General features: G+C 71.7%; 24 protein-coding genes. 11 read left to right on the top strand and 13 right to left on the bottom strand.

Annotated features, from left to right (window positions below; genetic code table 11):
* The first annotated feature begins 26 nt into the window (after positions 1-26).
* Positions 27-395 carry a pyridoxamine 5'-phosphate oxidase family protein gene (locus tag AB7F12_RS28785; protein ID WP_428499749.1) on the top strand — a complete coding sequence of 123 codons (369 nt, stop codon included), beginning with the start codon at positions 27-29 and terminating at the stop codon, positions 393-395.
* 19 nt (positions 396-414) lie between these two features.
* On the opposite strand, the gene AB7F12_RS28780 is transcribed toward AB7F12_RS28785, so the two are convergent.
* The gene (locus tag AB7F12_RS28780; RefSeq protein WP_428499750.1) at positions 415-837 is read right to left on the bottom strand and encodes a VOC family protein; all 423 of its coding nucleotides are present in this window, start codon (positions 835-837) and stop codon (positions 415-417) included.
* 213 nt (positions 838-1050) lie between these two features.
* On the opposite strand from AB7F12_RS28780, the gene AB7F12_RS28775 reads away from it, so the two are divergent.
* Both AB7F12_RS28775 and AB7F12_RS28770 read left to right on the top strand, forming a co-directional pair.
* Entirely contained in the window at positions 1051-2331 is a 1281-nt protein-coding gene (locus AB7F12_RS28775) for an alpha/beta hydrolase (protein WP_428499751.1), read from the top strand.
* Positions 2328-4478, top strand: coding sequence for a bifunctional lysylphosphatidylglycerol flippase/synthetase MprF (locus tag AB7F12_RS28770; RefSeq protein WP_428499752.1), 2151 nt, complete (start codon positions 2328-2330; stop codon positions 4476-4478). The genes AB7F12_RS28775 and AB7F12_RS28770 overlap by 4 nt, the downstream gene beginning before the upstream one ends.
* Positions 4479-4651: 173 nt before the next feature.
* Here AB7F12_RS28770 and AB7F12_RS28765 read toward each other — a convergent pair whose 3' ends face one another.
* Positions 4652-6043, bottom strand: coding sequence for an alanine--tRNA ligase-related protein (locus tag AB7F12_RS28765; RefSeq protein WP_428499753.1), 1392 nt, complete (start codon positions 6041-6043; stop codon positions 4652-4654).
* A 254-nt stretch (positions 6044-6297) separates the two neighbouring features.
* Between AB7F12_RS28765 and AB7F12_RS28760 the strand changes: the two genes are divergently transcribed.
* Positions 6298-7215: a hypothetical protein gene (locus tag AB7F12_RS28760; protein WP_428499754.1), complete on the top strand. Its 918-nt coding sequence runs from the start codon at positions 6298-6300 to the stop codon at positions 7213-7215.
* Positions 7216-7291: 76 nt separating this feature from the next.
* On the opposite strand, the gene AB7F12_RS28755 is transcribed toward AB7F12_RS28760, so the two are convergent.
* Together AB7F12_RS28755 and AB7F12_RS28750 are read right to left on the bottom strand one after the other, a co-directional pair.
* A complete protein-coding gene (locus AB7F12_RS28755) occupies positions 7292-7777 on the bottom strand; it encodes a peroxiredoxin (RefSeq protein WP_428499755.1) in 486 nt (161 codons plus the stop codon).
* Between the two features lie 115 nt (positions 7778-7892).
* Positions 7893-9548 carry an FAD-dependent monooxygenase gene (locus AB7F12_RS28750; RefSeq protein ID WP_428499756.1) on the bottom strand — a complete coding sequence of 552 codons (1656 nt, stop codon included), beginning with the start codon at positions 9546-9548 and terminating at the stop codon, positions 7893-7895.
* Positions 9549-9700: 152 nt separating this feature from the next.
* Between AB7F12_RS28750 and AB7F12_RS28745 the strand changes: the two genes are divergently transcribed.
* Both AB7F12_RS28745 and AB7F12_RS28740 read left to right on the top strand, forming a co-directional pair.
* Positions 9701-10486, top strand: a complete 786-nt coding sequence (locus AB7F12_RS28745) for a hypothetical protein (RefSeq protein WP_428499757.1) — start codon at positions 9701-9703, stop codon at positions 10484-10486.
* A 94-nt stretch (positions 10487-10580) separates the two neighbouring features.
* Positions 10581-10862 (top strand): DUF167 domain-containing protein, encoded by a 282-nt coding sequence (locus AB7F12_RS28740; protein ID WP_428499758.1) that lies wholly within the window; start codon positions 10581-10583, stop codon positions 10860-10862.
* Positions 10863-10914: 52 nt separating this feature from the next.
* Here the strand turns inward: AB7F12_RS28740 and AB7F12_RS28735 are convergent, their stop codons facing one another.
* A complete protein-coding gene (locus AB7F12_RS28735) occupies positions 10915-12342 on the bottom strand; it encodes an MFS transporter (protein WP_428499759.1) in 1428 nt (475 codons plus the stop codon).
* 83 nt (positions 12343-12425) lie between these two features.
* On the opposite strand from AB7F12_RS28735, the gene AB7F12_RS28730 reads away from it, so the two are divergent.
* Positions 12426-13499: a lactonase family protein gene (locus AB7F12_RS28730; protein ID WP_428499760.1), complete on the top strand. Its 1074-nt coding sequence runs from the start codon at positions 12426-12428 to the stop codon at positions 13497-13499.
* Here the strand turns inward: AB7F12_RS28730 and AB7F12_RS28725 are convergent.
* Together AB7F12_RS28725 and AB7F12_RS28720 are read right to left on the bottom strand one after the other, a co-directional pair.
* Positions 13496-13990 carry a nuclear transport factor 2 family protein gene (locus AB7F12_RS28725; RefSeq protein ID WP_428499761.1) on the bottom strand — a complete coding sequence of 165 codons (495 nt, stop codon included), beginning with the start codon at positions 13988-13990 and terminating at the stop codon, positions 13496-13498. The two genes, AB7F12_RS28730 and AB7F12_RS28725, sit on opposite strands and share 4 nt — an antisense overlap.
* A 66-nt stretch (positions 13991-14056) precedes the next feature.
* Positions 14057-14656, bottom strand: a complete 600-nt coding sequence (locus AB7F12_RS28720) for a DUF6328 family protein (RefSeq protein ID WP_428499762.1) — start codon at positions 14654-14656, stop codon at positions 14057-14059.
* Positions 14657-15020: 364 nt separating this feature from the next.
* On the opposite strand from AB7F12_RS28720, the gene AB7F12_RS28715 reads away from it, so the two are divergent.
* Positions 15021-15452, top strand: a complete 432-nt coding sequence (locus tag AB7F12_RS28715) for a cupin domain-containing protein (RefSeq protein WP_428499763.1) — start codon at positions 15021-15023, stop codon at positions 15450-15452.
* A 46-nt stretch (positions 15453-15498) separates the two neighbouring features.
* Here AB7F12_RS28715 and AB7F12_RS28710 read toward each other — a convergent pair whose 3' ends face one another.
* The 6 genes from AB7F12_RS28710 to AB7F12_RS28685 all read right to left on the bottom strand — a co-directional run bounded on the left by AB7F12_RS28710 (position 15499) and on the right by AB7F12_RS28685 (position 22393).
* The gene (locus AB7F12_RS28710) at positions 15499-16272 is read right to left on the bottom strand and encodes a hypothetical protein (RefSeq protein WP_428499764.1); all 774 of its coding nucleotides are present in this window, start codon (positions 16270-16272) and stop codon (positions 15499-15501) included.
* 173 nt (positions 16273-16445) lie between these two features.
* On the bottom strand, positions 16446-16727 hold the full coding sequence (locus AB7F12_RS28705; protein ID WP_428516299.1) for a hypothetical protein: 282 nt from the start codon (positions 16725-16727) through the stop codon (positions 16446-16448).
* A complete protein-coding gene (locus tag AB7F12_RS28700; RefSeq protein WP_428502499.1) occupies positions 16724-17194 on the bottom strand; it encodes a (2Fe-2S)-binding protein in 471 nt (156 codons plus the stop codon). The genes AB7F12_RS28705 and AB7F12_RS28700 overlap by 4 nt, the downstream gene beginning before the upstream one ends.
* 13 nt (positions 17195-17207) lie before the next feature.
* Positions 17208-19544, bottom strand: a complete 2337-nt coding sequence (locus AB7F12_RS28695) for a molybdopterin cofactor-binding domain-containing protein (protein ID WP_428502500.1) — start codon at positions 19542-19544, stop codon at positions 17208-17210.
* 267 nt (positions 19545-19811) lie between these two features.
* Positions 19812-20957: a cobalamin-independent methionine synthase II family protein gene (locus AB7F12_RS28690; RefSeq protein WP_428502501.1), complete on the bottom strand. Its 1146-nt coding sequence runs from the start codon at positions 20955-20957 to the stop codon at positions 19812-19814.
* 74 nt (positions 20958-21031) lie between these two features.
* Entirely contained in the window at positions 21032-22393 is a 1362-nt protein-coding gene (locus tag AB7F12_RS28685; RefSeq protein WP_428502502.1) for an LLM class flavin-dependent oxidoreductase, read from the bottom strand.
* Positions 22394-22574: 181 nt separating this feature from the next.
* Here AB7F12_RS28685 and AB7F12_RS28680 point away from each other — a divergent pair, with 181 nt between their 5' ends.
* Genes AB7F12_RS28680 through AB7F12_RS28670 form a run of 3 tightly spaced genes read left to right on the top strand, consistent with a single transcriptional unit; the run spans position 22575 to position 24720 of the window.
* The gene (locus AB7F12_RS28680; protein WP_428502503.1) at positions 22575-22865 is read left to right on the top strand and encodes a YciI family protein; all 291 of its coding nucleotides are present in this window, start codon (positions 22575-22577) and stop codon (positions 22863-22865) included.
* Positions 22862-23926, top strand: coding sequence for a YncE family protein (locus AB7F12_RS28675; RefSeq protein WP_428502504.1), 1065 nt, complete (start codon positions 22862-22864; stop codon positions 23924-23926). The genes AB7F12_RS28680 and AB7F12_RS28675 overlap by 4 nt, the downstream gene beginning before the upstream one ends.
* Positions 23926-24720 carry a sugar phosphate isomerase/epimerase family protein gene (locus tag AB7F12_RS28670; RefSeq protein ID WP_428502505.1) on the top strand — a complete coding sequence of 265 codons (795 nt, stop codon included), beginning with the start codon at positions 23926-23928 and terminating at the stop codon, positions 24718-24720. The genes AB7F12_RS28675 and AB7F12_RS28670 overlap by 1 nt, the downstream gene beginning before the upstream one ends.
* Positions 24721-24843: the final 123 nt, after the last annotated feature.

Genomic DNA, 24843 nt, shown 5'->3' with positions numbered 1-24843 from the left:
CCGCGACAGCTCGTAGCATCGTCGGGATGAGCATCGCCGTGACCACCGACGAGCTGGGCCGCACCCTCGCCGACTTCCGCTTCGCCTACCTGCTGACGATCGGCGACGACGCGCGCCCGCACGTCACCGCCGTCTCCCCCGTCTGGGACGGCCGGCACCTGCGGGTGGGCGACCTCGGCCGCCGGACCCGGGCCAACGTGGCGGCGCGCCCCGACGTCACGCTGGTGTGGCCCCCGGCCGACCCGGCCGGACACTCGCTGATCGTCGACGCCACGGGCGCGGTCGACGGCGAGCAGCTGGCCGCGACGGTGACGCGCGCGGTGCTGCACCGGGCGGCGACGGCCCCCGCACCGGCCGACGCCACCTGCGCGGCCGACTGCGTCGAGATCAGCTGACCCGTCGCGCTCCGGACGATCAGGTGGCGAACAGCCGGCCGGGATCGGCGAACGCCTTGAACTCCAACGCGTTCCCGGCCGGGTCCAGCAGGAACATCGTCCACTGTTCCCCCGGCTCGCCCGGGAACCGGACGTGGGGCTCGATGACGAACCGGGTCCCGGCGGCCCGCAGCCGCTCGGCCAGCTCGCCGAACCGGTCGACGTCGAGCACCAACCCGAAATGGGGAACCGGCACCTCGTGCCCGTCGACCGGGTTGGACCCGGCCCGCCGCCGGCCCGCGGACTCGACGACGTGGGTCACGACCTGGTGGCCCTCCATGTCCCAGTCCACCCAGCGCGGCGCGGAGCGGCCCTCCGGCAAGCCCAGCACCCCGCCGTAGAAGGCCCGGGCGGCGGCGAGGTCGTCGACGGGAATCGCCAGGTGGAACGGGGGCCGGGTCACGGGCGTCCTCCTCGGGTCGCGCTCAGCATCACCCGACGGAGGTCTCGCGCGCGAGTGGTCCGAAACGCCAAGGTCATCATCGGCGAGTAACCGAGTACGGACCCTCCGGCACGGCGCGGTGGTCCGACCGGTTCGCCCCCACCCGGGTGCGCACCGCGACCACCGCCGAGGGGACGTGATCGAGCATGGCCTGCAACGGATCCAGGGTGCGTCGTGGCTGACTGGTCATTGATCAACGGGTGGTTCCCGGTCCTGCTGCTGGTGCTCGGCGGCATCGCGCTGTTCGTGCTGTTCGCCCGTGGCGGGCGCGCGTCGGTGACCACGATCGCCGTCGCGGCCGTCCTCGCGCTGCTCACGTACCTCCTGCTGAACTGGCTCGTCCTCACCGTGTTCGACCTGCTGCCCGAGCCGTTGCCGGGCACCGTCCGGCTGTGGATCGCCGTCGGCGTGGGCGTGTTCGCGCTCGGCGTCGGCAGCATGTTCGGCTCCTCGGTGGGGCGCAAGGTCACCGCGATCGTGTGCACGGTCGTCGCACTCGCCACCGCCGCGTCGCAGATCAACGTCTACTTCGAGGAGTACCCGACCGTCGGGACGCTGGTCTCCAGCGACGAGAACGACGTCTCCGCCTTCGCCGCGGCGTCCGGGGTGAAGTCGGCGTCGGAGACCACACCCGTCGTGACCCGGTGGAAGGGCAACCCGGGCCGCAGCCGCGTCGAGTCGGCGCCCATCCCCGGCACGGTGTCCGGCTTCACCGCCCGGCCCGCATGGATCTACCTGCCGCCCGCCTACACGAGCCCGAAGCCGCCGCTGCTGCCCGTGCTGATCCTCGTGTCCGGCCAGCCCGGTGGCCCGCAGGACTGGGTCGTCTCCGGGCGGCTGCAGGAGCTCCTCGACGGGTTCGCCGCCACCCACGGCGGGCTCGCCCCCGTCACCGTCGTCGTCGACCCCAACGGCGCCGAGGACGGCAACACCATGTGCATGGACTCCGACATCGCGAAGGCCGACACCTACCTGACCCGCGACGTCGTCGACTGGGTCACCACCAACGTCGGCGTCGACTCCAACCATGCGCACTGGGCGTTCGGCGGCTGGTCGTTCGGTGGCACCTGCTCGATCCAGATGGCGACGCGCCACCCCGACCTGTTCCCGTCGTTCATCGACCTCGCCGGTGAGCGCGAGCCCGCGATCAGCGCCGACCGCAGCCAGACGGTCCAGCAGGCCTTCCACGGCGACACCGCCGCGTTCGACGCGTTGACCCCGCTGACCCTGCTGTCGCAGAAGACCTACCCGGACTCGTGGGGCTTCTTCGCCGCCGGTGGCGACGAGCCGACGACACAGCAGTGGATGACCGAGGTGTCGACGGCCGCCAAGAACGCCGGCATGACCGTCACGACGCAGATCGTCCCGGGTCAGGGCCACTCGTGGGGCGTCCCGACCGCCACCCTCGTGCCCGCCCTCGACTTCCTGTCGCCACGGATGGGATTCACGACATGACCGCCACCGCCGTTCCGCCCGCCACGCCGGGGCAGGCCGGCGGGTTCGAGGTCTGGGCCAGCCGGATCGCCGCCGCGACACCGCACGCGCTGCGGCGCATCCCCTTCACGCTGACCGTCGTGGGGCTGACGCTCGTCGTCGGTGTCGCGGTGCGGACGATCTGGCAGCCGATCTGGCAGGCGGTCTGGTTCCCGCAGGTCGCCTACGGGGTCCCCGCCCTGCAGGAGGGCAAGGTCTGGACGCTGTTCACCGGCTGGCTCTTCGCGATCAGCCCGGCGCAGTACGTCTCCGGCACGATCATGTTCGCCGTCCTCGTCGGGGCGTGCGAGCTGCGGCTGGGCACCCGGCGGACCGCGGTCGTCGCGATCACCGGCCAGGTGGGCGGCGTGCTGGTCGCGTCGCTGCTGGTGTGGGCGCTCTCGGCCACCACGTGGGTGTGGGCCCGCGACCTCGCAGGCGCCCGCGACGTCGGCTTCACCACCGGGATGCTGACGGTCGTCGCCGTCACCTCGGCCACCCTGCGCTCGCCGTGGCGGCTGCGGGTCCGCGCCCTGCTCTGGTTCTACGTCACCGCGGCGTTCCTGTTCGAGGGCACACTGTCCGACGTCTCGCACGCCGTCGCCGTCGGCGCCGGGTTCCTGGTCGGGCAGTGGCGCTACGGCGTCGAACCCGGCTTCGGGCCCCGCACCCCGCGCGAGACCCGGATGACGGCGTTCGGCGGCCTGATCCTCATCGGCCTCACCCAGCTCATCGTCCTGCTCTTCCCCGGCCGCGGGCCCTTCGGCGCGACGTCGGGGCAGGCCGCCGGGATCGCCGACGTCCTCATCGAGCTGGTCCTGATCGCGTTGGTGGCCAACGCGCTGCGCAACGGCAAGCGCTGGGCCTGGTGGGCCGCCCTCGTGCTCGGGCTGCTCAACATCGCCCTCGCGATCGTGGCGCTAGTCCTGATCGTCGCCGGCCGGCTCCCCCTCGGCGCCCCCATCTCGCTGGCGGGCGGGCTGCTGTGGCTCGGCGAGCTGGCCCTGCTCGTCGTGAACCGGCAGGCGTTCCGGTCCCCCTTCAAGCGGCGCGTGCCCGGCGGGGTGGGCGCCCTCGACGCCGGCGGCGAGGGCATGGCCCGGGCCAAGGCGATGCTCGAGTCCGTCGGCGGCTCGACGATGTCGTGGATGACGACGTGGCCCGCCATGCGCTACCTGTTCACCGCCGACGGCCGCGGCTACATCGGCTACGAACGCCACGCCGGTGTGGCCCTCGCCCTCGCCGATCCCGTCGTCCCACCTGCGACGATCGCCGACGCCGTCACCGAGTTCACGACGATGGCCGAACGCGGCGGCCTCATCCCCGCCCTGTTCTCCGTCACCGACGCCGCCGCCGACGCCGCCCGGGCCGCGGGCTGGCGCACCGTCCAGATCGCCGAGGACACCCTCATCGACCTGCCCGGGCTGGAGTTCAAGGGCAAGGCCTGGCAGGACGTCCGGTCGGCGTTGAACAAGGCACGCAAGGAGTCCATCGAGTTCCGGATCGTGACGCTCGCCGAGCAGCCGTACGCGATCCTCGCCCAGGTCCGCGCCATCTCGCAGGAGTGGGTGGGCGACAAGGAGCTGCCCGAGATGGGCTTCACCCTCGGGGGTGTCGACGAGGCGCTCGACCCGAAGGTGCGCGTCGGCATCGCGATCGACGCGACGGGCTCGCTGCACGGCGTGACGTCGTGGCTGCCCGTCTACTCCGAGGGCGGCGAGGTCCGCGGCTGGACCCTCGACGTCATGCGGCGGCGCACCGACGGCTTCCGGTCCGTCATGGAGTTCATGATCGCGTCGGCGTGCCTGCAGTTCCGCGAGCAGGGCGCCGCGTTCGTGTCGCTGTCGGGGGCGCCGCTCGCGCGTGGCGACGTGTCGCCGGCCGAGCTCGACCGCACCGACCGGTTGCTCGACCGCCTCGGCGGCGCCCTGGAGCCGTTCTACGGGTTCCGGTCGCTGCACGCCTTCAAGGCGAAGTTCCAGCCCCGCTACGAGCCGGTCCACCTCGCCTTCCGCGACGAGGCCGACCTGCCCCGCATCGGCGTCGCGCTCACCCGCGCCTATCTGCCCGACGCGACCGCCTGGCAACTGCTCGCGGCGACCCGATCGGGGGGTCACGAACAGCGGTGAAACACGGTCTTGCCGCTGGACGATCAGCGCGGTAAGTTTCGGCCTGCAAGGGGGATGCGTACTTGGGACGCCTTGTCAGGTTCAATTCCTGAGTCCTCCACCAAACGTCGAAGAATGGGCCGTCCGGCATTCCGGGCGGCCCATTCTTGGTTTAGGTGTCGGGGTCCGCCGGGTCAGCCCGCGGCGCGCGAGCGCGCCTTCTGCGCCTCCATCAGCCCGTCGAAGTCGGCCTGCCAGGTGTCCTCCAACGCGATGCCCTGACGACGCGCCTCCTCGACGGACAGCTCGATCGGCATACCGAACGTGTCGTGCAGCTCGAACAGGTTCGCACCCGTGATCGCGGGCTGGGTACGGCCGAGCCTGCGCACCATCGACAACCCCTTGCGCAGCGTCCGCGCGAACAGCTTCTCCTCCTTCGCGATGATCGCGACGATCTCGCCCTCCTTCGCCGCGATCTCGGGATAGACGTCGGAGTACACCGACGCCACGACCGGAACCAGTTCGGCCGCCACACCGGCCGTCAGCTCCAGGTCGAGCCCGAACCGCATCGCACGGCGCAGCAGCCGCCGCATCACGTAGCCCTGCTTCGAGTTGCTGGGCTTCACCCCGTCGGCTGCCAGGAACACCGCGCCGCGCAGGTGGTCGACGACGACCCGCATCGCCGTCGTCGCCTCCTCGTAGCGCCGGCCGGTGACCTTCTGCAGCTGCTCGACCATCGGCCACAGCAGGCTCACGTGATAGACGTCCGGGTTGTCGATGGACGCCGCCGCGATCCGTTCCAGCCCGCCACCGAAGTCGACGTTGTGCTTGGGCAGGTCGACCACGCCCGTCTCGGTGCGGCGGTAGGTCATGAAGACGGAGTTGCCGATCTCCATGAACTGTCCACCGTCGGAGTTCTGGTGCGGATACCTCCCGTACGCGGTGTCGTGCTCGACCTGCGGGAAGTAGTAGAAGATCTCCGAGTCCGGGCCGCCCGGGTCGCCGACGGGCATGTCGTCGGGCCCGCCGAACCGGCTCCACCAGTTCTTGTGGCCGTAGAACGCGATCCGCGCGCCCTGGTTGCCGTGCTCGTTTCCGTACTCCTCGGTGTCGAGGTCGATCCGGTCGAAGCTGATGCCCCGATCCCGGAACAGCCGTTCCCAGATGTCGGCGCTCTCCTCGTCGCGCGGGATGCCGTGCGCGTCGTCGCCGATGAACGCGGTGACGTAGATGCGTTCCGGGTCGAGCCCCACGACGTCGACGAGGAAGTGCCACACCATCGGAATCTGTTCGGCCTTCGAGTAGTCGCCCAGGCTCCAGTTGCCGAGCATCTCGAAGAACGTGGTGTGCCGGTTGTCGCCGACCTCGCCCATGTCCTGCGCCCGCAGGCACGGCTGCACGTCGGCGAGGCGCGGGCCGTCCGGGTGCTCGGCACCCAGCAGGTACGGCAGAAGTGGTTGCATCCCGCTGCCGGTGAACAGCGTCGTCGGGTCGTCACGCAGGACGAGCGGCGCTCGCTCGATCACCACGTGCTCGTGTCCGGCGAGCAGATCGAGATACGCCTGGCGAATCGCGCGCGCGTCCATTTCGCCGACAATGCCACGGCTCGGCGACGACCGGAAGAGGATTTACCGGCACCGATTCCTGCATTTCGCGAGTCCGAATGCGGAGACGTATCCGGCCGGCCGCCCGCCATCGGGGTCCACCGCCGCACACCTTCCGTACCCGCCGCACTGTGTGCGGCGTGTGCGACGCGCACCGAAGGTGTGCGGCAGGGGGTTGTCCACAGGCAGCCGGGGCGGGGGTGGCCCCGGGGCGGGCCCGGCAGCAGGCTCGGCACATGGACAGGTACGGACTGGCGACCCGGGCCGAGCTCGTCGGCGCGGGGTTCACCGACGGTGAGCTCCGGCGACGACGACGCGACGGGCGGCTGCACCGCGTCGCCCGGGGCAGCTACGCGGCCGGCGACGACCCGCGCGTCGTGGACGCCGCCGCGCGGCACCGCCTGCGGGTCCGTGCCGCGCTGCGCCGGGCGGCGCCCGGGGCGGTCGCGAGCCATGCCTCCGCCGCGCTCCTGCACGGCCTGCCGACCTGGGGCCTGCCCACGAGCCTCGTCCACCTCACCCGCGACCGGCCGGGCGGCGGGCGCCGCGAGAGGCTCCGCCACGTCCACGCCGCACCGCTGCGCCCGGACGAGGTGACCGAGGTCGACGGCGTGGCGGTCACGACGGTCGCGCGGACCGTCGTCGACCTGGCCCGCACGCTCGCGTTCGAGGCGGCCGTCGTGGCCGCCGACGCCGCACTCGGTGCCGGGCTCGTCTCCACGGCCTCCCTCGCGGTCGCCGTCGGACGCGCGGGCGGGCGGCGGGGCGGTCCGGCCGCGTCCCGCGTCGTCGCGTTCGCCGACGGACGGTCCGCGAGCGTCGGCGAGTCCCGGAGCCGGGTCGCGCTGCACGAGGCGGGGCTGCCGGCACCGCGGCTGCAGTGGGAGGTGCGCGACAGCGGCCGGCTGCTGGGCCGCACCGACTTCGGTTGGCCCGGGCAGCGCGTGGTGGGCGAGTTCGACGGCCGGGTGAAGTACGGGCGCCGGGGCGTCCCGGCGATCTCCGGGGAGGCCCCGGCCGACGTCGTGTGGGCGGAGAAGCGCCGGGAGGACGCGCTGCGCGCGGCGGGGCTGCACGTCGTCCGCTGGACGTGGGCCGACCTCACCGACTTCGGCCCGACGGCGCAGCGCCTCCGCGCGGTGCTCCGCCGCTGAGCTGCCGCACACCTTCGGTGCGCGCCGCACCCTCTGCAAGCGGTGCGACAGGGACGGAAGGTGTGCGGCAGTGGCGTCAGAGGGTCTTGAGCACCGCGTCGGCCGAGCTGACCGTCACGTCGGAGGGAACGGACTCCACCCAGATGTCGCTCACGACGCCGTCCTTCAGGACGGCCGCGTAGCGCTGCGACCGCACGCCCAGGCCGAAGCCGGTGGCGTCGAGCTCCAGGCCCACGGCCTTGGCGAAGTCGCCGTTGCCGTCGGCGAGCATGACCACGGAGTCGCCCGTCTCACGGGAGCGGCCCCAGGCGTCGAGGACGAACACGTCGTTCACCGCGATGCAGGCGATCTTGTCGACACCCTTGGCGCGCAGCTCGTCGGCCCGCAGCACGTACTCGGGCAGGTGCTGGTCGGAGCACGCGGGCGTGAACGCGCCGGGCACGGCGAACAGCACGACGGTTCCCGTGCCGAGGGCCTCGCGGCTGCCGACGGGAGCGGGCCCGTCCTTGGTCATCGTCGTCAGGGTGACGTCGGGGATCGTGTCGCCACTGGAGAGGCTCACTCTTGTTCCTCACGGGGTCGCCGGAATCGTTTCCGATCGAGCCTTTCCTGCGGCGGGCACCGACACAACCGGGGAGATCGTGATCCGGATCACCCCGCGGCGAGCACCCCGCTCCTCACCCCGGGGCGAGCACCCCGCTCCTCTCCGGGGCGACCACGAGCGCCGCGTACCCGATGATCCCGGCGACGTCGGCGACCGTTCCGCGATGGCCGACGTAACCGTCCGGCCGCACGACCAGGACTGTCCCGTCGGTGGCCGCGTACGCCTCGCGGAAGCCGCCGGCGGCGTCGCGGACCGTCGGGGCCTGCAGGTCGGGGGCGTCGACGCCGTCGGCCAGCACCGCGTAGGCGGCGACGTCACCGAGCGCCGTCCGTGCCGCGTCGACGACCGCGTCGATGCGCGCCGCCGTCGCGTCGGTGTCGGCGTAGACGAGCACGGCGGAACCGGGGCCGCGCAGCAGCTCGAAGAGCCGGACCGGATAGAGCACGATGTCGCGGACCAGCCCCCGGGCATCGGGGGCACGGTCGCCGGGCTGGGGCGCGGCCGCCGGCAACGTCTCGTCGACGGCGCCGACGATCGGGCTGCCGCGGTAGCCCACCAGCATCTGTGCCTCGCGGCGGATCACGGCGTAGGGGTCGGAGGAGTCGATCCTGATGCCGGTCGCGGCGGCCTTCACCGTGCGGCCGACGACCTCCTCGCCCACCGGCCGGCGTTCGGCGTCGTAGCTGTCGAGCAGCCCCGGCGCAGCGGTGCCGTGGACGGCCGCGGCCAGTTTCCAGGCCAGGTTGACCGCATCCTGGATGCCGGTGTTCATGCCCTGGGCGCCCGTCGGCGGGTGGATGTGCGCGGCGTCGCCCGCGACGAACGCGCGCCCGCCTGAGTACGCCCCCGCGATCCGGTGGCTGATCCGGAACACCGACGACCAGCGCAGGTTCCGCGCCGTCGTCGGCTCGGGGGAGAGCCGGTCGAGGACGGCCTGGATGTGGTGCAGCTCCGGCGCACGCCCGCCCTCGAATCCGTGGGCGATCTCGTTCGCGCCGGGCGCGGCCGTCGACAGGTCGTGGGGGACGAGCATCGACATCCGGTAGCGCTTGTGCCCGGGCAGCGGGATGCACACCAGCGCGTCGACGACCTTGCCGTCCTGCTCCGTCGTAGCGCGCACGCTCCAGCCGCGCGGGATCGACCAGTCGACCTCCACGTCCCCCAGCATGTACTCCTCGGCGAACGCCCCGCCCTCGAAGCTCAGCCCGAGCGCCTTGCGGACCGTGCTGTGCGCGCCGTCGCCACCGACGAGGTACCGCGCCCGCACGGACTCCGGCCCCCCGGGACCGGCCAGCTCGGCCGTGACACCGTCGTCGTCCTGGGTGAACGACAGCAGCTCCACCCCCCGCTCGGGGGCCGTCCCGAGGCGGGCGAGGGCCTCGCGAAGCAGCCTCTCGGTCTCGTACTGCGGCAGGGCCATGAAGCCGTAGGACATGTCCGGCGGCAGCCGCATCTCGAGGCGCGCGACGCGCTCGCCGTTGCGGTACACGTACTGGCCGAACATCGACGTCGCCGCGTCGAGCATCGCGGGCAGGACACCCGACTTCTCCCACAGCTCCAACGTGCGGGCCTGCACCCCGACCGCCTTGGCGTACTGCGGCGGCTCGACCAGCTTGTCGACGAGCCGGCACTCCACCCCGCGCCTGCGCAGTTCCAACGCGGCGGTCAGCCCGATCGGTCCGGCGCCGACGACCAGGACGTCGGTGGAGTTCGCGGTCGCGCTGCCCATGTGGACGTCCTCGTCTCGCCGGGGCCGTCCCGGCAGGGCCGGCGCTCGCGAGGATCCACTCGGCAGGAGCCGTTCGATCGTTACGGATCCGCGGGCAGGCAGCTACGCACAAACCGGTGGCCGCCGCACCTGTCGGTGGCGATCATGGGTGCATGGGACCGGACTGGCTCCCGGACGTCAGCGCCGGGGATTGGATCGCCGACCACCTCGTCCGGCTGGACGGCACCGTCGGTCAGTGCATCCCTGCGGTCTTCGACGCCTACGCCCGCGTTCTCCACCCGCCGCACACCGCGGCCGGTGCGTCCAGTTCGTGGGCGCAGGTGTGTGGGGCGGCCGGGACGACTGCCCACCCGCTGATGCAGTGGCGGGAGATCTCCCGCACCCACGAGGTCGCAGGCGATGACGGGGCGGACGCCCGTCGTCGGATCTGGTCAGGGTCCCCGCCGGACATCGGGAACCTGCCGGCGGAGCCGCTGGCCGCGCTCCTCGATGTCCTCGGGGAGCCCACCGGCGACCAGCGATGCGTGTTCGCGCTGTGGGAGGGCCTGGGCTGGGTCGACGGGCGCGGCGCCTGGTTCCGCCGGATCGCCGCCGACGGCACCGTGCTGGAGGAGGGCGAACCGCCCTCGGCGTTCCCGCTCGAGGTCCTCGACGGGCCGCGGCTGTCGCTGCCCGGGCGGAACCATCTGCTGTTCACCGGTCGGCTCGGCGCCGCGGCGGAACTCGGGGACCCGCGTGGTCGATGGCCGCAGTCGCCGAACCTGTTCTGGCCCGTCGACCGCTCGTGGTGTGTGGCCACGGAGGTGGACTTCGACTCCACACTGGTCGGGGGTCCGCACCGACTCGTCGACGCGGTACTCGCCTGCCCGGCACTCGAGGCGTGGCCGGTCGCCCCGCAGGACTCGCTCGCGTGCGATGCCGACACCGTCAACCGCTGAGCGGCGGGTGCCCGGTTCTCGCGGCGACCGCGCTCGGATGCTCGGGGGTGCTGCCGACGCGTGACCGGGTCCGGCGCCGCGTACCGCTCCGTCGATGACACACACTGTGCGGGTGACGACGCTGCGGCTGACGATCCGTGTCCGGCCCGGCGCACCGCGGACCGTGGTCGGCGGCGCGCACGCCGACGCCCTCGTCGTGCGGGTGAGTGAACGAGCTGTCGACGGCGCCGCGACCGCCGCAGCGCTGCGGGCCGTGGCCAAGGCGTTCGGCGTTCCGCGCGCCGCGGTGCGGCTGGTGACCGGTGCCACCGCACGCACCAAGATCGTCGACGTGGACGGCGGCGACGCGGAGCGGCTGCGGGAGCTCCTCGGCTGAGCTGCGCGATCCGCCGGTCCGGGCCGTGGTGGCGGTCAGCCGGCCTGCCCGGTCACCACGAGCCGCGGTGGTCGGGGAGGCGGAAGATCACCGGCAGGGCGACGAGCAGCAGCACGGCGAAGCCGAGGAACGCGTAGCCCTGAGCCACCCCTGGGTTGGCGGCGAGCGAGATGATCGCCGTCGTCATCGAGATGCCGGCGATGCCGCCGGTCTGGCGGAACATGGCCCGCAGCCCGGCGATCGCGGAGATCTCCTGCTTGGCCAGGTGCATCGAGGCGTTGTTGCTCGACGGCGCGGCGGCGCCCATGCCCAGTCCGGCGACACCGGCGGTGATCGACAGCCACAGCTCGGCGGACATCCCGCCGGGCGGGGGGACGGCGAGCAGCCCGGTGCCGACGGCCATGCCCGCGTAGCCGATGAGCATCAGGCGCCGGGTGCCGACGGTGCGCAGCAGCGCCACCGACAGCGACGACGTCGCGATCATCGCGATCGCCCGGACCGACAGCAGGCTGCCGGCGACGAGCGGGCCGAGCCCGTAGCGGTGTTCGGCGTAGAGCGGGACGAGCGTCGAGAAGCCGAGGGCCCCGGCGCCGAACATGACGTTGATGATGTTGAGCGGGCCGAACACGCTGCCGCGCAGCAGCCGCATGGGGACGACCGCGTCCTCCTTGACGCGCGCGTGGTGCAGGAACCGCCAGACCGCGATCGCGGTGGCCGCGGCCGCGCCGCCGACCAGCCCCCAGCGCAGGAGGGGGTCGCCGCTCCCGCCGAGAGCGGTGATCGTCGTCATCCCGGCGACGAGGACGAGGGTGAGCAGCCCGATGCCGCCGAAGTCGATGGCCGATGCCTGGACGCGGCGGGCGCCGCCACGGCCGATGAGCAGCAGCCCGCCGATCACGATGATCACGCCGAGCGGGAGGTTGACGAAGAAGATCGCGCGCCACGACGTGTAGGTGACGAGGATGCCGCCGACGACCGGTCCCACGATCGCACCGATCGGGAAGATGCTGGTGAACAGGCCGATCGCACGGTCGCGGTTGCGGCCGAACCGTTCGGCGACGATGCCGGTGGCGGCGGGCATGATCGCGCCCGCGGCGAGGCCCTGGACGGCGCGAGCGGCGATGAGGAGCGCGACGTTGCCGGCGAGTCCCGCGAGCAGCGAGGTCACGGTGAACACGGCGACGGCGGTGAGGAAGACGGTGCGCCGGCCGAACTGGTCGGACAGCCGGCCCGCGATGGGCAGGGCGACGATCTGGCCGACGGAGTAGATCGTGATCGTCCAGCCGATCCAGCCGAGTGAGCCGCCGAGGTCGGCCTGCATCGTCGGGAGCGCGGTGGCGACGGACGTCTGGTCGATGGAACCGAGCAGCAGCGCGAGGCCGACGACACCGAAGACGAGCCATCGACCGGGGAGCGGCTCGTCGGACAGGACCGATCCCGCGGCGGGTGCCGTTCGGGAAGCGGGAGCGACGCGCAGCATGCGGCCACAGTATTTGCTTGCCGCTAAGCAAACAAGTCGGAGTAGCGTGACGCCCGCAATGGCCCGACCACCGGAGGCCCCCCGTGCCCGTCCTGCCGCTGATCATCGGCACCTACACCACCGCGCTCGGCCACGTCGACGGCCACAACGAGGGCATCCTCGGCACCAGCCTCGACACCACGACCGGCAGGTTCGGGCCGGTGACATTGCTCGCCCGCACCCGCAACCCGTCCTACCTGGCCCTCTCCCCCGACGGCCGAGCCCTCTACGCCTGCGACGAGTCCGCCGACGACGGCGACCGCACCGGCGGCACCGTCACCGCGTTCGCCCGCGACCCCGGCACCGGCGCCCTCACCCCGCAGACCTGCCGCCCCTCCGGCGCCGGCGCCTGCCACGTCGTCCTCGACCCGAGCGGCCGGTACGTCCTCGCCGCCAACTACGTCTCCGGATCGGTGTCCGTCTTCCCCATCGGTGCCGACGGCGACATCGGTGAACCCACCGCCGTCGTCCAGCACGAGGGCACGAGCGTCCACCCGCGCCGCCAGACCGCCGCGCACGCGCACATGATCGGCCTCGACCCCCGCACCGGCGACGTCCTCGTCCCCGACCTCGGCATGGACGCCGTCCTGGGCTACACCCTCGGCGACGACGGCACCCTCACCGAACGCCCCGAGCTGCGCATCGACGCGCCCGCGGGCGCCGGCCCCCGCCACCTCGTCTTCCATCCCGACGGCGAACGGCTCTACGTCCTCTGCGAGCTCGACAGCACAGTCCTCGCGCTGCGCCGGGACGGCGACGGCTTCCGCCGGACGGCCGTCGTCCCGACGCTCCCGGCGGGTTCCACCGAGCCCAACCTGACCGCCGCGATCCGCGTCGGCACGTCGGGCCGGCACCTGCTGGTGTCCAACCGCGGACACGACAGCATCGCCGTCCTGCGCGTCGACGGGGACGCGCCGGTGCTCGTCCACACCGAACCCGGCCGCGGCCGCTACCCCCGGGAGCTCGCACTCTCCCCCGACGGCCGGATCGTGCTGCTGGGCAACCAGAACAGCGACGAGCTCGTCGCCTTCACCTTCGACGACGACACCGGCACGCTGACCCACCTCGCCACCCTGGCCACGGCCAACCCGGTCTGCGTGGCGTTCCCGGGCTTCTAGGCGAGGAGGCGGTGGCCGGGGTCGTCGGGGGCCTGGCCACCGCGGGCGAAGGAGTCGAGCCCGCCCCATTCCGGACCGACGATCTCGCCCAGGCTCCAGTCGTGGACGACGGTGCGCTCGGCGATGCGCCACTGCCCGTCGCGGCAGGTGAGCCGGTCGACGTAGCGGCCGCCGAACTGGCCGACCGAGACCGGTGGGCCGGGGCGGCGGTGCACGGCGACGAAGTAGGTCTCCGCGCGGGCCTCGTCGCCGTCGACCTCGATCGAGACGTTGGTCAGGTGGTGCTGCGTGACGAGGTCGCCGCGGCCGGGCCGGTCGAGGATCCACTCGGCGAACTCGTGGGCGTTGCCCGAGAAGATGCCGTGGTCGTCGGTGCCGTCGGGGTGGTACGCCGAGCGCAACAGGTCGAGGTCGCCGCGGTCGACACCGCGGCAGTAGCGCAGCAGCACGTCCCGGATCTCCTCGCGCGCAAGCAGTTCGGCGACGTCCACGTCGTTCCACCTTCCGGGTCGGGGCCCGGGGCGAGACTCCCCCACCGCCGAGGGACAGGTCAACTCTCAGGTCTCGGCGCCGAGGCGGCCGGCGACCTCCCGGCCGGACCGGCGGCTCAGCCCGCGCGGCCGGGCGTCGGACAGGTTCCGCGCGGGCTCCGGGAGGCGGGCGTCGGCCTGCGACGGGTGCCGCAGCCGCATCGGGATCCCGACCCACAGCACGACGGTCAGCAGCACGAGGACACCCGCCCCGACCAGCGCCGGGACGCGCCCGATCGCGATGTCGAGGACGAGCAGGACCCCGGAGCACAGCGTCAGCGCGAACGCGGCGAGACCGGCGATGACCATGCGGTGGCCGAGGCGGACCAGTTCGCGTTTGCGGTTGCGCTGGAAGGTCACGCGGTGGGCGGCGACGGGTGCGACGACGAGTGTCGCCGAGATCGCCGCGCAGCCGAGGGTGGCGACGAACAGGATGTGCTGGAAGCCGTCGAGGGACCGGAAGCGTTCGCTGAACGACAGCGTCAGCAGGAACCCGAACAGGATCGGCACGCCGGTGAAGACGACGCGCAGCTCCTGCAGCAGTTCGGCGAAGTTCCGGTCGGCCCTGTTCAGCGGCCCTTCCGAGCGGTGCCGCGTGTTCCAGGCCTCGTCCCGGTGCACGGCCATGGGGGCGCCTCCTCGTCGGGTGTGACGACCGGCGTACCCGGAACCCGCCGTCGTCACACGAACGGGTGACGTCCTGTGTCACGAGACGGTCACCGTCGGCGAGTGCCCCGGACGGCCGAGCCCGGCGACGTCGGCCGGCTGCGCGAGAGCACCACGAACCCGACGAACCCCTCGGCCGACCCCGCGCATGAAGTAGGACCATTGAGTCCAACATGTCAGCATCGTGTGGGCCGACACATATGGTCGCTCACCTGCAATTGAACACCTTTACACCGGCAGGCTCGCGTGTGATGACCCGTCGATGGGTATAGTTTCTGGGTCGTACAAGTCCAGTTACGTGTTCATGATCGACGAAGGAGTCGCAATGGCCCTGAACGATGCTGTTCTCACCGGCCCGCAGGGTGGTCGAACGGTCACGTCCGCCGACGGCTCGACGGCCGAGTTGAAGGTCGAGGGCGACCACACCGGGGGGCAGTGGTCGGTGGTCGAGTGGAACGTGCGGGCGGGCGGCGAAGGCCCGATCCACACCCACACGCGCGAGGACGAGACCGTCTACGTCCTCGAGGGTGCGGTCACCGCGTTCGTCGGTGACCAGGAGATCGAGGTCGAGGCGGGCTCCTACGCAGCTCTGCCGAAGGGCGTGTCACACGGGGTCAAGGTGCGCGGGGAGTCGGCTCGACTCCTGCTGACGTTGATTCCGGCCGGGGCCGAGTACTTCCTCGTTCCACGCGACGACAGCGACCACGACCCTGCGAAGTTCGGGCTCCTGGTCCACTCGGACGCTCCGCAGAGCTAGGGCGTGTCTCCCGACAGCCGTGACCAGGTGATGCTCGAACAGCAGGTCAGAGTGCCTGCGCGGCCGGGCGGGGTTCGGCGTCGCCGGCGCGCCGATGCCGACCGCCGCCGCGTTCGAGCAGGGGCCGGGCGCGCGCGGCCAGCGAGGCCGTGACCGGTCGCGGTGCCGCCCAGCCGGTGCGGCGTTCCAGGTCGGCGAGGCGCCGGGCGAGGCGCGCGTAGGCGAGGCGGCGTTCCTCCTCGAACGGCGACTCCTGCGCGACGTCGAGCAGCCGCACGGCCTGGTCGAGCAGGGCGCGTTCGGCGGCGTCGAAGCGCGCCCACCGGGCCCGCTCGGCGGCGTCGCGGGTCGCGGTCCATGCGCGGGCGGCGACGTCGGCGGCACGGATGAACCCGGCGGCCGCGGCGGCGCCCGGGTAGGTCTCGGTGTGCAGCGCGGAGGCCTCGGCGAAGGCGTCGACGAACCGGGCGGTCGCGGGCCACGTCACGTCGCACAGTGCGGGGCGGGCCAGGACCTCGGCGGGATCGCACTCGAACTCCGCGTAGGCCCGGGCCGTCTCGGCGTGTCGGGTGACGGCGGCGTCCCAGCGGGCACGGACGTCGTCACGGACAGGTTCGCGCCGCGCCCGGTCCCACGCCGCCCTGACCAGCCGGAACACCAGCGTGACGACGAGAACCGTCACGAGAACGGCGACCGGCCCCATCATCCAGTGCAGGTCCGGACCGTCCCAGCCGGGCGGCCCGAAGCCTCCCGGACCGCCGTGACCCCACGGCTGTCCGCCGGGCCCGTGGCCGTGGCGACCGACTCCGCCGTCCGGCATGCGCATCCACCTCACCCGCGTGCCGTTCCATGACACCACGGGAGAGGGGCTCCGTCGCCGGATTCACCGGTTCCGCGTATCCGACCGGCCGCCTCCGCACCACGGAGGCGGCCGCCGTCACGCCACCCGGGACCGTTCAGTACGTCCAGGGTGGCGGCGCTTCCCCAAGGACGTCAGTCGAAGGGACCGTCCAGCAGGCCGCTGACCGGACCGTCGACCCAGTTGTAGCTGGGCACCGGGACCTCGGACTCGGTGCCGTCGGCGCCGACCGGGCCGTTGCCGTCGGCGGCGTCGAGGAACGATGCGGCCGCCGTCGCACCGGTCGCCCCGACGGCGCTGACCGCCTGGGCCGCGTCGCTGGGAGGTGCCTCGTCGGCGAACGCCGTGCCGGTGGGCAGGACCGCGCCGCCGAGCGCGAGCGCTGCGATGATCGCCTTCTTCACGGGGTGCCTCACATGTTCTCCGCGCCGGCCTTGATGGCCTCACGGATCCGGTTGTAGGTGCCGCAGCGGCAGATGTTGCGGATCTCCTCGATCGCGTCGTCGTCGACGTCGCGACCCTCCTCCCGGCACTGCCGGACCTTCGCGACCGCGGCCATGATCTGGCCGGGCTGGCAGTAGCCGCACTGGGCGACGTCGCGGTCGAGCCACGCCTCCTGCATCGGGTGGAGCGTGTCGCCGTCGGCGAGGCCCTCGATCGTGGTGACCTCGTCGTCCTCGGAGATCGCCCCGACCGGAACCGAGCAGGGGTTGAACGCCTTGCCGTTGATGTGGCTGGTGCACGCCTTGCAGACGTTGATGCCGCAGCCGTACTTCGGGCCGGTCACCCCGAGCATGTCGCGGATGACCCAGAGCAGGCGGACGTCGTCCTCGACGTCGACGGTGACGCGTTCGCCGTTGAGCGTGAAGGTGTGCGTACCCATGACCTGGCGCCTCTCAGTACGTGAAGTCGAGGCCGTCGGTCGGCGACTCGGGGATCGGCGGGACCGTCGGCTTCGGCTCGAACGGGAACGGGTCCTTGTGGTTGATCGGGAAGTACTCCGGGACGATCCCCGTGGCCCGCACGTAGGCGTTCGCGATGGCGCCACACGCCGCGCTGAGTCCGAGCTCACCGGCCCCGCCCGGTTCCGGCGCGTCGGACTCGACGATCACGACGTTGAGCTCGGGCGGGGTGTTCCACTGCCGCGTGTAGAAGTAGTTGTCCCAGCTGGCCTCGACGAAGTGGCCGTCGGTGAGGTGCAGGCTCGACGTGAGGATCAGCGCGATGGCGTCGTTGATCCCGCCCATCATCTGCGCCTCGAGGCCCCTGGGGTTGATCACGAGCCCGACGTCGACGGCGAAGGTGACCCGGGTGACGCGCGGGCCCGTCACGCCTTCGCGGATGGGCCGGCCGACCGTCTCGGGCCTGCAGTCGATCTCGACGAGCGCCGCGGTCGCCGCCTTGTACTCGGTGTGGACGCCGAGGCCCTGCGCGGTGCCCTTCTTCATCGAGCGGCCCCAGCGGCCTTCCTTGGCGACGGCGTCGAGCACGCCGCGCAGCCGGGCCCCGCGCAGGAACTCCCGGCGGAACTCGTACGGATCCTTGCCCATCGCCGCGGCGATCTCGTCGACCATCAGCTCACGGGCGGTGGCGACGTTGGGCGAGTAGATGTTGCGCATCGCGCTCGTGTTGAAGCGCATGTCGACCTCGTTGAGCAGCCGCGTCGAGGCGCCGAACTCGTACGGGGTGACCTGGGTGAGCTCGAAGATGCTCTCCGAGAGCGTCAGGTTCCCGAGCGGGGCCTTGACCGCGGCCGCGGAGACGGGCTCACCGAGGCCGGGGTTGATCTGGGTGGCGACGCTGGTGTGGCGCTGCTCGTAGCTCAGGACGGCGTCGCCGCCCACCTGCGCGCGCACCCGGCTCGTCGCCATCGGGTGGACGCGGCCCTGGCGGGAGTCGTCGGCGCGGGTCCACATCAGCTTGACGGGCTTGCCGAACACCTTGGAGCACTCGGCCGCCTCGAGCGCGGCGTCGTAGAACAGCTTGCGCCCGAACGACCCGCCACCCTGGGTGACGTGCACGGTGACCTTGCTGATCGGCAGGTCGACGATCTTGGCGACGTCGCCCTGCGCCGCGATGGGGTTCTTCATCGGACCCCAGATCTCGGCCCGGTCGGAGCGGACGTCGGCGAGCGCGCAGTTGGTCTCCAGCGAGCTGTTGCTGGCGGTGTAGAACGTGAACGCCCTGTCGATCGTCTTTCCCACCCCGGCGGGCACCGCCATCGGCAGCTCGCCGGCCCGGACCCGGCGCAGGATCGACTCGTCGTCCTCGCCCGCGACGGTGCCGCGGTTCCAGCTGACCTGCAGCGCGTTGACCGCGTCGATGGCCTGACCGAAGGTGCGTGCCCGGACGGCGACGCCCGTGGAGACGACCTCGACGTCGGTCACGCCCGGCATGGAGCGCACGTCGTCGAGGTTGTCGACGTCGTCGGGGGTGCCGTTGAGGTCGGGTGCCCGGCAGATCACGGTCGGCAGCGCGTCGGGGATCTGAAGGTCCGTGGCGAAGACCTTGCGGCCGGTGACGATGTCGCGGGCGTCGGTCTTGTTGTGGGGCGTGCCGATGACCGTGAACTTCTCGCGCGCCTTGAGCGTGACCTCGACCTGCTTCGTCGTCGCGCTCGCGGCCTTCTCGGCGAGGTCGCCGAAGGGGATGGAACGACCCCCGGCGCCGAGGACGAGGCCCTTGCGGGAGGTGACGGTGCGGACGTCCTGGGCGAGCAGCTGGGCGCCCGCCTCCAGCAGCCGGCCGCGGGCCAGGGCCGCGGCGACCCGGATCGGCGTGTACGTCGTGAAGGTGGTGCTGGAGCCGCCGGTGATCTGGTTGAACAGGAGTTCGGGGCGGGCGTCGGCAAGGGTGACACGGACCTGGTCGACGTCGAGGTCCATCTCCTCGGCGATGATCATCTGGGTCGAGGTGACGATGCCCTGCCCGTTGTCCGAGCGGGGCAGCGCGAACGAGACGGTGCCGTCGCGGTTGACCTCGATGCGGATCAGGTTGGCGGTGGGACGCATGGCGTCGCGCAGCGCGTCGAGGAGGTCGTAGGCCTCGGGGGTCTGCGGTACGGACGGGATCGCCGCGGCGGCCTGGGACGCGCCGAACACCTGCTCGCGCGCCAGTTCGGCGGCGACGACGAGCGTCGGTGCGGCGATGAGGTACCCGAGGAACTTCCGCCGTCCGACCGACCTGCGCAGGCCGGTCTCCGCGGGCGGGGACGCGAGTCGGTGGTTGGCCATGCGTGTCCTCTGCTCTGGGGACGACCCGGTCGCGGGGGGTGACCGGGTACGAGTCCGACAACGAGGACGGGATTCGACGGTGACGTGACGCGTCGACACCGAATTGTTGGTTACTCAGCGGTACACACAGCACATCCGCGGGTCAGGCCCTGTGTTTGCTTCCGCAAGATGTCTCCGCGAGAGGACAGCCGTGCACCCAAGTCCACCCGACCGAGTGAGCCTGTGAGTGGCAATGGTCGCCATGGCAGGCATTGCCACTCAGGGCGCTCACCAGAGGCGCCGCGAGGCCAGTTCCGCTCCCGCGCCCAGGGCGTTCAGCTTCAGCCAGGAGACCTTGGGCAGCACCGGGCCGAAGCCGACGAACGTCCCGAAGCCGCAGTCGGTGCTGGGCTGCACCCGCTCCTTGCCGACCAGCCCCGCGTACCGCTCGATGCGCTGCGCCACCAGTTCGGGCCGCTCGACGACGTTGGTCTTGGTGTCGATGACGCCGGGGCTGATGACCTTGTCGTCGGGCAGCGTGATGCGCTCGAACAGCTCCCATTCGTGCTCGTGCGCGGGGTTCGCGCCCTCGAAGGAGATCGACCCGACCGGTGCCTTCAGCGCGGGGACCAGGACCTCCTCCAGCGCGACGTCCATCAGGTGCGGACCGGCGTAGTTGCCCCAGCACATGTGCAGCCGGACGCGGTCGGCCGGCAGCCCGTCGAGCGCCCGGATGAGCGCCGCGAGGTGCAGCTCGACGTAGGCCGCATAACCCTTGTCGGCGACGTAGGTGCACCACGTCGAGAAGTGCTTGCCGCCCGGGACGTCGGGCGAGTCGATCTGCAGCATGAGCCCGGCCTCGACGATCGCCTTGTACTCCTCGCGCATCGCGTCGGCGACGGCGAAGAGGTAGGCCTCGTAGTCGCCGTAGTGCTCGTCGGGGGTGAAGAGCGCGACGCAGCCGGGCGAGATGGCGGGCAAGAACCCGGCCGCCGCGCCCGAGTCGCCGAGGACCGCGGTGAATCGGGCGATGTCGGCGGCAACGGCGTCGTGACCCGCATACGTGACGTCGCCGGTGCACTTGGGCAGCCGGATGTGCGCCCCCGCTTCGCCGCCGTACTGCGCGACGAGCAGCTCGGGGGCGTCGTCCATGTCGAGCAGGGCGAACGGGGCGGCTGCGCCGGAGAACCCGCTGAGCCGGTTGGCCGCGTAGTTCATGAAGCCGGGCTTGGCCATCTCCCCGTCGGAGACGATGTCGATGCCCGCCGCGCGCTGCTGCGCGACGGCCTCGGCGACGGCAGCGTCGATCCGGGCGTCCAGGGCCTCGGCGTCGACGGGCTTGCCGTCGATCTGGTCGTAGACCATCGCCGTCAGGTCCTCCGGGCGCGGCAGGCTCCCGGTGTGGGTCGTCAGGATGCGGTCGTCGTTGAACACAGAACCTCCACGTTGAGGTGGTGCGACGAAAGGCCCCGTGAGCGACGACCGTCGCCGCTCACGGGGTGGGGTGATCAGCGGCGGAACGAACCTGCCCGGTGCGTCTCCGGGATGCGGGTGGTGCCGAAGAGCTTCTCCCGGAAGGTGCCGGGGGCGTACTCGGTCTTGTACCGGCCGCGCTCCTGCAGGACCGGGACGACCATGTCGATGAAGTTCTCGTAGGTCTCGTGCGCCACGATGCGCGCGATGTTGAAGCCGTCGAGGTCGGTCTCGTCCATCCAGTGGATGAGCTCGTCGGCGATCTGCGTGGGGCTGCCGATGAGCGCCATGTTGGTGCCGCACAGGGCCTTCTCCTCGAGGACCTGACGGACCGTCCACGAGTTGCCGCGGGTGAACATCTCCAGCGCGGAGCGGTTGGAGTCGTTCTCCTCGTACTCGATCGGCTTGTCGACGGGGTACTCCGACAGGTCGATGCCCATGAGGCCCGACATCGTCGAGATCAGGCCCTCGAAGCTCGTGTACTTCAGGTAGTCGTTGTAGCGGGCGCGGGCCAGCTCCTCGGTCTCGTCGACGAAGACGGACACACCGGCGAAGAACCGCACGCTGTCGCGGGGGCGGCCGGCCGCCTCCAGCTCCTTGGTCATCACGGCGATCTTGTCGCGGACGATGTCGATCGTCGTGCCGTTGAGGTAGATGCCCTCGGCGTGGGTGGCGGCGAACTGCCGGCCGCGCGTGGAGCCACCGGCCTGGAACAGCACCGGGGTGCGCTGCGGCGACGGCTCGACTGCGTGGATGGCGCTGAAGCGGTGGAACTCGCCGTCGAAGTCGATGCGGCGGATCTTCGACGGGTCGGCGTAGACACGGGTGGCCTTGTCCTTGGGCAGCGACCCCTCGGCCCAGGACTCCTCCCACAGCCGGTAGACGCCGTCGCAGAACTCGTCGGCCATGTCGTAGCGGCGGTCGTGCGGGATGAGCCCGTCGAGGCCCATCGCGCGGGCGCCGCTGCCCAGGTAGCTGGTGACGATGTTCCAGCCCAGCCGGCCCTCGAGCAGGTGGTCGAGCGTGGAGAGGCGGCGCGCGAACTGGTACGGCCGCTCGTAGGTGGCGCTGCCCGTCATCGTGAAGCAAAGGTTCTGCGTCACCGCGGCCATGCCGGGGAGCAGGACGGCGGGGTCGACGCTGGGCGCCTGCGAGCCGTTGCGCAGGGCGCCGTCGGCGTTGCCGCGGTAGACGTCGGGCATGCCGTAGACGTCGGCGATGAAGAGGTTGTCGAACAGGCCGCGCTCCAGCAACTGCGCGTACTCGGCCCAGTAACGGATCGACGTGTAGTCGACCGCCTTGTCGCGCGGGTGGGCCCACAGCCCGAACGACTGGAAGCTCGGGTTGCCCTGCTCGAGCGCGTTGAAGCGGATCTCCTTGGGCCGGCCTGCGGACACGCTGCCTCCTTCTTCCGGCCGTCGTCGGTGCCGGCCTCGATCGCGGTCCTCACATCTATCACTCGCTGAGTGAGCGTAACAACCATTCCATGAGAATTGGAAGCCGTGAGCGCTGGACGCGGCGGCGTCGCCGAGGGAATGATCGGGCGCGTACCCGCCGGACGAGTCGAGGACGACCGCCATGTTCGTGTGCCTGCTGACGTACCACCGCGAGATCGACCGGGACGGCCCGCTGTTCGCGGCCCACAAGGCGTTCGTGCAGGAGAACGTCGACGCGCACCGGTTCCTGTTCTCGGGCCCGCGCGTCGGCGCCACCGGGGGTGTGATCGTCGCCCACGGCACCGATCCCGACGCCGCCCGCGCCCTGTTCGACGGTGACCCGTTCGTCGTCGACGGCACCGCGACCTACCAGCTGGTGCAGTTCACGGCGGGCCTCGCCGACCCGGCCCTGAACCTGGAGGTGCCCGCGTGAGCAGCGGCGACGTCCTGATGGTGTGCAGTCAGTTCGGCTGCACCCTCGACTTCTTCGACGCCACGACGCTGGAGAAGCTCGAGACGGTCGAGGGCCTCGTCGCCCAGCCGCACGAGATGGCCTTCGACGCCGGCCGCCGGCTGGCCTATCTCGCCCACACCTACCGGGCCGGCGCCTACAACGAGGGCAAGCCGAAGGCGCACGAGATCTCGGTGATCGACGTCGACGCGCGCAAGGTCGTCGACGTCATCGACCTCAGCCCGTACGAGGCGCCGCACGACGTCGAGTTCGACCCGGCGGCCGACCTCATCTACACCGGCGTCGAGACCGGCGACGGCGGCAACGGCATCGTCGTACTCGACGCCGCGACCCGGCGGGTCGTCGCCGACATCCCACTGCAGGCCCGCAACGCGCACTGGATGGCGATCACCCCCGACGGGTCGAAGGCCTACGTGGCGCACAAGGAAGCGCCGGTCATCTCGGTCGCCGACCTGCGGGAACGTCGTCAGCTCACCGAGATCGCCTCACCCGGCGGCGCCGAGGAGATCGACTGCTCCCCCGACGGCCGGTTCGCGTTCGTCGCGACGCCGATGATGAGCCTGGTCATCAACGTCTCGCAGGGGCAGCTCAACAAGGCCACGCCGCCGCCCGGCACCCCGACCCCGCGGCTGCTGAAGATCGACGTCGCGACCGACGAGGTCGTCGGTCAGCTGGACTTCGACGAGTACGTCTCGGCGCTGCGGGTGGCGCCGGACGGGCGCGTCGTCGTCACCGAGTTCTTGTTCCCCTCCCCCGACAGCCCGCCGGGGCCGGTCAGCGGCCGGGTGAACGTCGTCGACCCCGACTCGATGACGCTGCTCGCGGCCGTCGAGGTCGACGAGCTGCCGTTCACCACCCGCTTCTCCGCCGACGGGGACACGGCATTCGTCGCCAACCTGAAGACGGGCTCCGTGAGCGTGATCGACCTGACGTCGTACGAGGTCGTCACGACGCTGGACAACAACATCGGGCCGGGCTTCGGCGGGACGCACGGGATGGCGCTCGTGCCGGGTAAGAGCTGATGGGACTCCTCGACCGCACCGACCTCGTCGCCAGCTACTTCACGCTGACCGGCGAGCACATGAGCAAGCCGCCGCGACACACGTTGCGCGACAGGGCCCGCGCCGCGTCGGACGCAGGGTTCACCGGGCTGGCGCTCGCACCGGCCGAGGTGGTCGCGGCGGGGATCGACGCCGTGGTCGCCGCTCTCGACGGCTTCCCCGCGCCGGAGATCGAGCCGCTCAAGGGCTGGGACTCGGGCAGCCGCGACGACGAGGAGGCCGTGTTCGCGCTGGCCGACGCGCTAGGCTGCCGCCAGGTGACGACGATCCAGCTCGTCGGCGTGGAAGAACCCCGGCTCGCGGAGCGCTTCGCGGGCATGTGCGCACGGGCCGCGGAGCACGGGCTGACCGTCGGGTTCGAGCCGCGCGCCAACTCACCCGTGTCGACGCCTGCGCAGGCCGCGGCGCTGATCACGACGTCCGGCGCGTCGAACGCCGGGATCGTGCTGGACGCCTATCACATGCACCGGGCGGGTCCCGTGGATCTCGCACCCTATGCACACATGGTGGTGTCGGTGCAGCTCAACGACATGCTCGCGACTCCGCGGCCCGATCCGGTCGAGGACGCGCTGGAGTTCCGGCTCACCCCCGGCGACGGGGTGATCGACCTGCACAGCTGGCTGATCGAGCTCGACCACCTGGGCATCGACGTGCCACTCGCGGTCGAGGTGCTGTCGCGCGACCACAACGCGCTGCCGCTCGCCGAGGCGGCGAGCAGGGCGGCCGCCGGTGGACGGGCGGCGCTGGAAGGCTAGTGTCGTGAGTCGTTATTTCTTTGCTAGCTGGGTAGTCTTAGGTTCATGCCGGACCCCGTGGCTCCTGCAGTGACCCTGACCGACGCCGACCGTGACCAGCTCACTCAGTGGGCACGGCGAGCG

Source organism: Pseudonocardia sp., assembly GCF_050250275.1.
In the GTDB taxonomy this organism is placed as follows: Bacteria; Actinomycetota; Actinomycetes; order Mycobacteriales; family Pseudonocardiaceae; genus Pseudonocardia.
The sequence above is the reverse complement of the archived record's forward strand: the minus strand, read 5'-3'. Positions and strand labels throughout refer to the sequence as shown.